This window comes from Bradyrhizobium pachyrhizi, assembly GCF_001189245.1.
GTDB lineage: Bacteria > Pseudomonadota > Alphaproteobacteria > Rhizobiales > Xanthobacteraceae > Bradyrhizobium > Bradyrhizobium pachyrhizi.
In genome coordinates this window covers 73,692-81,028 of record NZ_LFIQ01000107.1, presented here as the reverse complement: position 1 = coordinate 81,028, position 7,337 = coordinate 73,692, and the positions used below count along the sequence as shown (strand labels likewise).

Annotated in this window: 8 protein-coding genes; 3 read left to right on the top strand and 5 right to left on the bottom strand. The window is 66.3% G+C overall.

Annotation, left to right across the window (positions count from 1 at the left end; genetic code table 11):
• Positions 1 to 88 precede the first annotated feature (88 nt).
• Positions 89 to 661, bottom strand: coding sequence for a cob(I)yrinic acid a,c-diamide adenosyltransferase (locus AKL29_RS27560; RefSeq protein ID WP_050386338.1), 573 nt, complete (start codon positions 659 to 661; stop codon positions 89 to 91).
• Between the two features lie 79 nt (positions 662 to 740).
• Positions 741 to 935 (bottom strand): twin transmembrane helix small protein, encoded by a 195-nt coding sequence (locus AKL29_RS27555; RefSeq protein WP_028333623.1) that lies wholly within the window; start codon positions 933 to 935, stop codon positions 741 to 743.
• Between the two features lie 166 nt (positions 936 to 1,101).
• On the opposite strand from AKL29_RS27555, the gene AKL29_RS27550 reads away from it, so the two are divergent.
• Positions 1,102 to 1,962, top strand: coding sequence for a YihY/virulence factor BrkB family protein (locus AKL29_RS27550; protein WP_370143883.1), 861 nt, complete (start codon positions 1,102 to 1,104; stop codon positions 1,960 to 1,962).
• On the opposite strand, the gene AKL29_RS27545 is transcribed toward AKL29_RS27550, so the two are convergent.
• Entirely contained in the window at positions 1,889 to 3,235 is a 1,347-nt protein-coding gene (locus AKL29_RS27545; protein ID WP_082190730.1) for an ATP-binding protein, read from the bottom strand. The two genes, AKL29_RS27550 and AKL29_RS27545, sit on opposite strands and share 74 nt — an antisense overlap.
• 115 nt (positions 3,236 to 3,350) lie before the next feature.
• Positions 3,351 to 4,220: a tRNA glutamyl-Q(34) synthetase GluQRS gene (gene gluQRS / locus AKL29_RS27540; RefSeq protein WP_050386336.1), complete on the bottom strand. Its 870-nt coding sequence runs from the start codon at positions 4,218 to 4,220 to the stop codon at positions 3,351 to 3,353.
• A gap of 133 nt (positions 4,221 to 4,353) precedes the next feature.
• Between gluQRS and AKL29_RS27535 the strand changes: the two genes are divergently transcribed.
• Both AKL29_RS27535 and AKL29_RS27530 read left to right on the top strand, forming a co-directional pair.
• The gene (locus AKL29_RS27535; protein WP_028333626.1) at positions 4,354 to 5,007 is read left to right on the top strand and encodes a DNA-3-methyladenine glycosylase family protein; all 654 of its coding nucleotides are present in this window, start codon (positions 4,354 to 4,356) and stop codon (positions 5,005 to 5,007) included.
• Between the two features lie 166 nt (positions 5,008 to 5,173).
• Entirely contained in the window at positions 5,174 to 6,736 is a 1,563-nt protein-coding gene (locus AKL29_RS27530; RefSeq protein WP_050386335.1) for a glycoside hydrolase family 17 protein, read from the top strand.
• A gap of 9 nt (positions 6,737 to 6,745) precedes the next feature.
• Here AKL29_RS27530 and AKL29_RS27525 read toward each other — a convergent pair.
• Positions 6,746 to 7,337, bottom strand: a 592-nt coding sequence (locus AKL29_RS27525) for a LysR substrate-binding domain-containing protein (protein WP_244482460.1), incomplete at its 5' end; no start/stop codon positions are given.

Here is a 7,337-nt window from a genome sequence, read left to right as displayed (position 1 = left end):
TTCGGTTGGCTGGCGCGGAACCTAAAGGTCCCGTTTCTCCCGGTCAACGCGCCAAAGCCAAAAAACCGTCCCCCGGTTTTGAACCAGTTTAGCGGTTCTGGCCCGGCACCCACAACACGTCTCCCGCTCCCTTATTGTTCTGGAAGCGGCTGGCAACGAACAGGAAATCCGACAGGCGGTTCATATACTGGATGCCAGCCTGATTGACCGGCTCATCGGGTTGGGCGGCGAGTTCCACCATGATCCGTTCCGCGCGGCGACATATCGTCCGGGCGAGATGCAGATAGGCAGAGGCAGGCGTGCCGCCGGGCAGCACGAACGAGGTCAGCGGCGTGAGTTGGTCGTTCAGGCTGTCGATATCGCGCTCAAGCCGCTCGACCTGGCTTGCCAGCATCCGCAGACGTTCGGCCTTGCCCTCGCGCTCGGGCACCGCGAGGTCGGCGCCGAGATCGAACAGATCGTTCTGGATCCGGCCGAGCATCGCATCGACCTCGGGGCTGCCGGCAAGATGCAGCCGCACCACGCCGATCGCGGCATTGGTCTCGTCGACCGTGCCATAGGCGGCAATCCGCAGATCGTATTTCGGCCGCCGCTCGCCGGAGCCGAGCGCGGTGGTGCCGTCATCGCCGGTGCGCGTGTAGATCCGATTGAGAACAACCATGGCAGGCTCCGGTGTTCGATGTTCGAGTCCACCACTCCGATCGGGAGAGGTGGAGAATAGCCCGACAAATCTAGCTCACCTAGCGCCCCATCGCCCAGACCGCGAGCATCGCGATGACGATGGCGACGAACTGCAGCAGCACGCGCAGCCGCATCAGCTTCTGCGACGTGTCCGGCGAGCCGCCCTTCATCATGTTGATGAGGCCGAGCAGGAGCACCAGCGCGACGGCGCCGACGGCGATGGGAAGAATGATCGTGCTGAGGAGAGATGTCATTTGCGGTACATAACACCGCAGGACGCGGACTTCCACACAGCCCGGCCATGCAACCAACTGGCTTTTCAGCGCGTAATATCAGATGCTGGGTCCGTTCTCGGGCCGAGCGGTTTTCGACAATGCCGGGTGGAATGTGAAGCAGCTTCGTTACGTCACCCACGTCGTGATGGATGCCTTTTACACGTTCCTCGCCGACGATGGCTGGGCGATCGCGAGCCACATCGCGCTGTCGACGCTGATGGCGCTGTTTCCGTTCCTGATCGTGCTGACCTCGGTGGCCGGCTTCTTCGGCTCCAAGCAGCTCGCCGACCAGGCGGTCGGGCTGATGCTGCAGGTCTGGCCGCAGCAGGTCGCCGAGGCGCTGTCCGGCCAGATCCACGACGTGCTGACCAACACCCGCGGCGACATCCTGACCATCGGCGCGGTGCTCGCGGTCTACTTCGCCTCCAACGGCGTCGAGGCGCTGCGGGTGGCGCTGAACCGCGCCTACGCCGTGATCGAGCCGCGGCGCTGGTACTGGCTGCGGCTGGAGTCGATCGGCTACACGCTGGTCGCGGCGTTCACCTCGCTCGCGATGGCTTTCCTGATCGTGCTCGGACCGCTGATCATCGAGGCAGCGCGGCGCTATATCCCGTTCTTCGTCGAGTCGAACGAGAGCCTGCTCAACACCGCCCGTTACGGGGTCACGATCCTGGCGCTGGTCGTCGCGCTTTTCATCCTGCACGCCTGGCTGCCGGCGGGCCGTCGCAGCTTCACGCAAATCCTGCCCGGCATCATCTTCACCATGGTGGCCTCGCTGCTCTCGGGCATCGGCTTCGGCATGTACCTGGCACGCTTCGCCAACAACTACGTCACGATGTATGCGGGGCTGGCCTCGGTGGTGATCGCACTGGTGTTCCTGTATTTCATCGCCGCGATCTTCGTGTTCGGCGGCGAGCTGAACGCGGCGATCATCAAGTCGCGGCTGCCGCACGGCGTGTCGCTTCATGCAGCGCAGTCGCGAGCGCCCGCGGGGACACAGGCTTGACCAGGAAGCCGTCTGCGCCGGCAGCGCGCGCCGCGGCTTCGTCCTCGGCCCGGCCGGAAATCCCGACAATCATGATGCGGCCGTGCGGCGGCGGCAGCGCTCGGATGCGCTTGATCGCCTCGATGCCGCCGATGCCGGGCAACACCATGTCCATCAGCACGGCATCAAAGGCGCCCTGCACGAGCCGGTCGGGCGCGGCCTCGCCCTGACCGACGAATTCGGCGTGGTGACCGAGTTCGGTCAGGATCGTGTTGAGCACGACGCGGCCGAACGGATTGTCCTCGACACTGAGCAGCCGCAGCCCTTGCGACAGCAGCGCGGCCGCGCTCTCGCCGGAGGCGGAGCCCGCCGGCCCCTCGGCGGGCGCCAGTTCCACCTTGAGCGTGAAGGTGGTGCCCCCGCCGGCGCGCCGGTCGGCGACGATGTCGCCGCCCATGGCGCGCGCGAGCTGCCTGACGGACGACAGGCCGAGCCCGGCGCCGCCGAACCGCGCGGCGATCGAGACGTTGGCCTGCGAGAACGGCCGGAACAGGCGCTTGACCTCCGATAGCGTCAGGCCGATGCCGCTGTCGGAGATCGCGAACGCGACGCCGATCTTGTCGCCCGACCTTGCCTTGACCGTGCCTACCGGCGCGATACGCAGCTCGATGCTGCCCTGCTCGGTGAACTTCACCGCGTTGTCGATCAGGTTTTCCAGCGCCGCGCGCAGGCGGACGGGATCGCCGACCGCAAAGGCAGGCAGCTGGTCGGAAACCTCGACGGAAGCCTGCAGCCCCTTGGCCGCCGCGCGGCCGGCCAGCGAATCCGCGGCGTGGCGCGCCAGCGTACGCAGGTCGAAGAAATCCTGCCGGATCTCGAGCCCCGGCCCCTCGCTCCGGGCGGCATCGACGAACAGGGTCGCAAGGCTCGCCAGATGCTCGGCGCCGGCCTTGATGGTATCGACCCAGCGCCGCTCGCGCTCGCCGAGATCGGATGTCGCGAGCAGATTGCTGATCGCGAGGATTCCGGTGAGCGGCGTCCGCACCTCATGGGCAAAGGCGGCAAGTGCGGTATCGACCATGCCGGGACCGGCCTTCGGGGCCGGCTTTGGCACGGCCCGCTTGCGGCGCGGCCTGGCCGCCACCTTGGCGGCGCGGGCCTTGGCCGTTCGTGTCTTGGCAGTCCGTGTCTTGGCAGTCCGTGTCTTGGCAGCACGCGTTTTGGCGGCGCGTGTCTTCGGCGGCGTCCCTTTGGATGGCCGCTTGCTGCGCCGTGCGCGCGATTTTGACGCCATGGTCTCCGTGATCCCCGCCCCGGTCAACAACATGGCATGCCAGGCGGGCCGGAGTCACGGCGACGTTTACTGCGCGCCCGCGCAAAACGCCATGATGCGATCAAACGGCCAAAATCTACTGCAAACCCACCAGGCGGCGAATATCGGCCGGGCTCGCCCCAGCCGCCCGCAATTCGCGCAGTCCGGTCGCCTGGGTCGATTTCGACAGCTTTTGGCCGGTCACGTCTCGGATCAGCCGGTGGTGCCGATAGTTTGGCACGGGCAGACCAAGCAGTTCCTGCAACAGCCGATGCACGCTGGTCGACCAGAACAGGTCAAGGCCCCTGACGACATCGGTAACGCCCTGCAGCGCGTCATCGATCACGACCGAGAGATGGTAGCTGGTTGGGGTCTCCTTGCGCGCCAGGATCACGTCGCCCCAGGCCTCTGGCCGGGCCACGACGTCTCCGCTCTCGCCAGCCGGCCCCTCGCCCGCTTCCTGCCAGCGCAGCTCGCCGGCATGCGCGCGGGCTGACGCCATGTCGAGCCGCAACGCGAACGGCACGCCCTGCCCGATCAGCCGGTCGCGCGCCGCAGCCGACAGCGATTTGGCCGGCCCCGGATAAAGCGGCGCGCCGTCCGGATCGCGCGGCCACGCCCCGCCGGCCTCGCGCTCCGCGACCAGGCGCGCGACCTCGGCCCGGCTTTCGAAGCTCGGGTAGACCAGCCGCTGGACCGACAGGCGGTCGATCGCCGCGCCATAGGCGGCAAAATGCTCGGACTGCCGCCGCACCGGGGTCTCCCAGGCGATGCCGAGCCAAGCCAGATCCTCGTAAATCGCCTGCTCGAATTCCGGCCTGCAGCGCGTCGCGTCGATGTCCTCGATCCGCAGCAGCAAGCGTCCACCCGACTGCCGCGCGAGGTCGTGGTTGAGCAGCGCCGAATAGGCGTGGCCGAGATGCAGGTAGCCGTTCGGACTCGGCGCGAAGCGGAAAACGGGTGGCATGGTGATCGGTCACGCGTCATTGCCGGGCTTGCCGCGGCGACTCTGGTTCATGCGCCCGGACAAGACTCTGTTACGATAGGAGATCGATGCGCGGGTCAAGCCCGCGCCTGACAAGCCCATGCAGACCCCGCAAATGCTGATTCATCTCGAAACCCAGGCCGACCTCGACGACGCGATCCACAAACTGGTCGACCAGGACCGCCGCCTGCGCCCGATCCTGGAGCTGACCGGCATGCCGGCGATCCGGCAGCGCGAGCCCGGATTTGCCGGGCTTGCCGCGATCATCTGCGGCCAGCAGCTCTCGACCGCGAGTGCGGCGGCGATCTGGGGGCGCGTCAGCACGGCGTTCGATCCGTTCCACCATGACGCGATCCGCAAGGCCCGGGCCGACCGGCTCGGCCGGCTCGGGCTGTCGGCGGCCAAGATCAAGACGCTGAAGCACATCGCGCGCGAACTCGCCGAGGAGCGGCTGAACCTCGACGTCCTTGCCAATGAGGAGGCCGATGCGGCGCACAACACGCTGACCGCGCTGCCCGGGATCGGCCCGTGGACCGCCGATGTCTATCTGCTGTTCTGCCTCGGCCATGGCGATGCCTGGCCCGCGGGCGACCTCGCCGTGCAGGAAGCGGTCAAGGTCGGGCTCGGCTTGAAGGAGCGGCCGACGCCGAAGCAGATGGCGCCGCTTGCGGAGCCGTGGCGTCCGCTGCGCGGCGCCGCGGCGCATCTGTGGTGGGCGTATTATCGCGTGCTCAGAAATCGCGAGGGCGTGATCGCCGGTGCAAAGTAGTCGTCGAGAAAAACACGCCAACTGCGTGATCGCGTGATATAGAATCAGCAGACTTATAGTTTTTCAATTTGCCGGCCTCGCCCATTTTGCACGCGCAGCACGTCCTTATTGCAAGGAGACGGACCTGATTTCTCTCCGTATCCCGCTGACGCTTCTCTCGTTATCCCTGGGCGCGATCGCCGCGGTGTGGTGGTGGCTCGGCATCCCGGTCAGCCTGCCGCGCGCACCGATCGATCCGAACGACAAGGTGCAGTGCATCTCGTACGCGCCGTTCCGCAACAATCAGACATCGCTGTCGCCGGCGACGCAGGTTTCGCCGGAACAGATCGCGGAAGATCTCGCGCAACTCGCCAAGATATCCCACTGCATCCGCACCTATGCGACCGATCTTGGTCTCGATCAGATTCCGGCACTCGCGGCCAAGGCGGGGCTGAAGGTCATTCAGGGGATTTTCCTCGACAGGGACCGAAAGAAGAATGCAACGCAGGTGGAAACCGCGATCCGCCTCGCCAAAGACTATCCGGACACGATCATTGCGCTCGTGGTCGGCAACGAGGTTCTGCTGCGCAAGGAGATGGCGGCTTCCGACCTTGCCGCCACCATCCGCTCGATCAAGGCGCAGGTCTCCGTACCCGTCACCTATGCCGACGTCTGGGAATTCTGGCTGAGCAATCGCGAGCTTTCCGACGCGGTCGACTTCGTCACGGTTCACATCCTGCCCTATTGGGAAAATGTTCCGATCCGGGCGGAAGATGCCGCCGCTCATGCCGACGAGATGCGCCGGCAGATCGCCGCGGCTTTTCCGGGCAAGGAAATCTTTATCGGAGAAATCGGTTGGCCCAGCGAGGGGCGCATGCGCGAGTCCGCGCTGCCGTCCCGCATCAATCAGGCGCGAGTGGTTTCGGAGGTCCTCGATCTTGCCCGGCGCGAGCATTTCCGCGTCAACCTGTTCGAGGCCTATGATGAAGGATGGAAGCGGGAGATCGAGGGCACGGTCGGCGGCTCCTGGGGCCTGTTCGATTCCGAGCAGCGCATGCCGAAATATCCGCCGGGCCAGCCGGTCAGCAATTTTCCGCTCTGGAAGCTGCAAATGTGCAGCGGAATGGCGCTGGCGATCCTGGTATTCGGCGCGGCATGGCTGACCTTGCGCCGCAAGCCGAGAAAGCCCGCATTCGCTCCATGGCTTGCGGTCGCGCTATCGGCGACCACGGCGGGAATCCTGTTTGGCGTCGCCGAGCAAAGATTGGTCTATGAAAGCTACGGAACGGGAGGCTGGCTTGTCTGGGGCTCGCTTCTGGTGGCGGCCACGGCTTCGCCGGTGTTGGGCGCCAACGCCCTGATGTCGGGCCGCGCACCGCCCAGCTTTTTCGAAGTGTTGGGTCCGAAGGGCCACCACACTGAATCGGTGCTGGTGACCCTGCACGGACTGGCCTTGATGATCACCGTCGTGATCGGCACGGCGACCGCAATCGGTCTCGTGTTCGACCCGCGCTTCATTGACTTCCCCTTTGCGCCTCTCACCATGGCGGCGGTGCCCTTTGCGGCCGTGACGCTGCTCAATCCTCCCACGAAGGGAATCCGCCCACTGGCGGAGTCGATCTTTTCCGGCATTTTCGTTGCAACGGCGATCTACACAGGATTCAACGAAGGGGCGGAGAACTGGCAGTCGCTGTGGACCTGCGCGGCCTTCCTTCTACTCGCGGTGACGCTGTTGCGGGCGCGCGCCTGACGACGCGCTCTAGCCGCGCAGCCTGACGCGGTCCTGGCGCGCGCAGTCGGTGACGAAGCCGATGACGGCGCGCACTGCGGGAAGCTCGACCAGATCGGGATGGGCGAGCAGCCAGAGATCGGAAAGGCTCGAGAGCTTTTGCGGCGCGACCCGCACCAGATCGGGGTAGTCGGCCCCGACCAGGCAGGACAGCGCGCAAATCCCGAGCCCGGCCCGCGCCGCCGCGAGCATGTCGCCCTGCGATGAACAGCGCATCACCAGCGTGCCCTGCCGGGTGATGACATCGCTCCAGCGCGCCAGATGCGCGTTGGAGGCCTGGTCGGCAAAGCCGATCACATGGTGGCCCCGCCACTCGTCCCGCCGCTCCGGCAGCTTGCGGCCGGCCGCATAGTCGCGGGAAGCGTAGAAGCCGGTGCCGAGCCGCCCGATCTTGCGCCCGATCAGGTTCTCCTCGCCCGGATCGACCGGCCGTAGCACCACGTCGGCCTCGCGGCGGCGCACGCTGGCCGGGAACGGATGGGTGATGATCTCGAGCTGGATGTTGGCGTGATCACGCAGGAACGGGCCAAGGCGCGGCATCAGCCAATGCGCGGCGAGCGTC

Coding starts and splice junctions, on each gene's coding strand:
- AKL29_RS27560 (WP_050386338.1), bottom strand. CDS start 661: ATGGTTGTTCTCAATCGGATCTACACGCGCACCGGCGATGACGGCACC.
- AKL29_RS27555 (WP_028333623.1), bottom strand. CDS start 935: ATGACATCTCTCCTCAGCACGATCATTCTTCCCATCGCCGTCGGCGCC.
- AKL29_RS27550 (WP_370143883.1), top strand. CDS start 1,102: ATGGATGCCTTTTACACGTTCCTCGCCGACGATGGCTGGGCGATCGCG.
- AKL29_RS27545 (WP_082190730.1), bottom strand. CDS start 3,235: ATGGCGTCAAAATCGCGCGCACGGCGCAGCAAGCGGCCATCCAAAGGG.
- gluQRS (WP_050386336.1), bottom strand. CDS start 4,220: ATGCCACCCGTTTTCCGCTTCGCGCCGAGTCCGAACGGCTACCTGCAT.
- AKL29_RS27535 (WP_028333626.1), top strand. CDS start 4,354: ATGCTGATTCATCTCGAAACCCAGGCCGACCTCGACGACGCGATCCAC.